The sequence below is a fragment of the Vibrio sp. Vb0349 genome (genome assembly GCF_033338975.1).
Genome location: NZ_JAWOTS010000239.1, coordinates 1 through 1,318 on the forward strand (window position 1 = coordinate 1; position 1,318 = coordinate 1,318).

Consider the following 1,318-nt stretch of genomic DNA (forward strand, 5'->3'; position numbering starts at 1 on the left):
GAAATCTCTTACTACCGACAAGATACCCCAATCATTCACTTCGGTGACCATATTCAAGATCTCTTCGTGATAAGAAGTGGCGTGGTGGAAGTTTATCGCCGCAAGGGTGAGCTTTATACCCGTCTCGATGAAGGCGACTTATTCGGTCAAATGGGGCTGCTTACCAACAACAAAGTTCGTTTCCCGGTAAAAGCTATTGAAGACACCCTACTCTACTGCATTCCGGTCGAGGTGTTTCAAGATATCTACGACAACTTCGACTCTTTCGCCGATTTTGTTGAAGTAGAAAACAGCGCCCGCTTGCGCCAAACCATTTCAGAAAACAAAGACGCAAACGACTTAACCACCTCTAAAGTCAAGACCCTACTTACTGGCGATGCCCCGACCATAAACCGCGGCCAAACAATCCAACAAGCAGCGCAGTTAATGGCTCAGGACAACATTTCATCACTCTTGATTGTCGACCCCGATTTTGTCCTTGACGAAGATGACCCGCAATCGCCCGTTTTAGGCATCATTACTGACCGAGATTTATGTACTCGAGTGCTTGCGGAAGGCTTGTCTCCTCAAGATGATGTTTCAACGGTCATGACGACGGAAGTGATTTCTCTCGACCATAATGCTTACATCTACGAAGCCATGCTAACGATGTTACGCTACAATGTGCATCATCTGCCGGTGGTCAAAAATCAACTGCCGATAGGCATCATCGAAACTACCGATATTGTTCGTTATGAATCGCAAAACTCACTGCTTCTCGTAAGCAGCATTTTTCAGCAGCAAAGCATCGAAGATTTAGCAACAGTCGCAGAAGAAGTCAAAAGCAGCTTCGTACGTCTGGTTAACGAAGACGCCAATTCACACATGGTTGGCAGCGCGATGTCAGTAATTGGCCGAAGTTTCAAACAGCGTTTGTTGGAGTTGGCAGAAGAAGAACTCGGTGCGCCTCCGATTCCTTATTGTTTCCTCGCATTAGGTTCAATGGGACGCGACGAACAGTTGCTGGTTACCGACCAAGACAACGCCATTATTCTGGACGAATCCTATCAAGAAGAGAAACATGGCAAGTACTTTGAAGATCTCGCCAAGTTTGTCAGTGACGGCCTTGACGCTTGTGGTTACAAATATTGTACCGGTGACATCATGGCCACAAACCCGATGTGGCGAATGACTCGCTCCGAATGGGAAGAATGTTTCGCTGACTGGATTGACGATCCCAACCCGAAAGCGTTACTAAATGCATCAATATTTTTCGATTTAGATGGCGTGTATGGCCGCTTAAAATGGGCCGAACAGCTCACTAGCTTCATTGTGCGTC

General features: G+C 46.7%; 1 protein-coding gene. It reads left to right on the forward strand.

The window, feature by feature from the left end:
* Positions 1-1,318, forward strand: a 1,318-nt coding sequence (locus R7Q47_RS24875; protein ID WP_318089959.1) for a DUF294 nucleotidyltransferase-like domain-containing protein, incomplete at both ends; no start/stop codon positions are given.